This is a genomic window from Flammeovirga sp. AWQ4_249 (assembly GCF_056161045.1).
Map to the genome: position 1 here is coordinate 1 of NZ_JBSWYJ010000111.1, position 756 is coordinate 756.

1 protein-coding gene is annotated in these 756 nt (G+C 39.0%); it reads left to right on the forward strand.

Annotated features, from left to right (window positions below):
* Positions 1–756: ammonium transporter (locus ACXAHM_RS26300; protein WP_474967060.1), on the forward strand; the 756-nt coding region annotated here is incomplete at both ends.

Below are 756 nucleotides of genomic sequence, written 5' to 3' on the forward strand. Positions count from 1 at the left end.
CTTGGATTTTAGCATCGACTGCATTAGTATTATTTATGATGCTTCCAGGATTAGCATTGTTCTATGCAGGGCTAGTTCACAAGAAAAACGTATTATCCATTTTAATGAATATTGCCGTAATTACGGGTATAGGTTCATTACTTTGGTTTGGTGGTCTTTATAGTTTAGCTTTCTCAGGAGATGGAAGCTTTATTGGAGATTTTCACCGTTTATTCCTTTCAGGAATGACAGCAGATAGTCTTCATGGAAGTATTCCAGAACCGTTGTTTGCAGCTTATCAAATGACATTTGCAGTGATCACACCAGGTTTATTTATTGGTGCTTTTGCTGAAAGAATGAAATTAAAAGCCGTAGCATTATTCTCAGCTTTATGGTTAATTTTAGTTTATGCACCTGTTACCCACTGGGTATGGGGTGGTGGTTGGTTACAACAGTTAGGAGTAATTGACCTTGCAGGTGGTATCACTGTTCACGCAACAGCCGGTATTGCAGCACTATTATTAGCAATATTCATTGGACCAAGAATTAAATTTGCTCATACAAAAAAAGCTCCTTACAATATTCCAATGGTAATGATTGGTGCTTCTATGTTATGGGTAGGTTGGTTTGGATTCAACGCAGGCAGCCAACTACATGCTAACGGAGCAGCAGGTATGACATTATTAGTGACTCACCTTGCAGCAGCAGCAGCTTGTGTTACTTGGGTAGCATTAGAGTGGATCAAAAACGGCAAACCAACCCTAATTTCAATCGTAA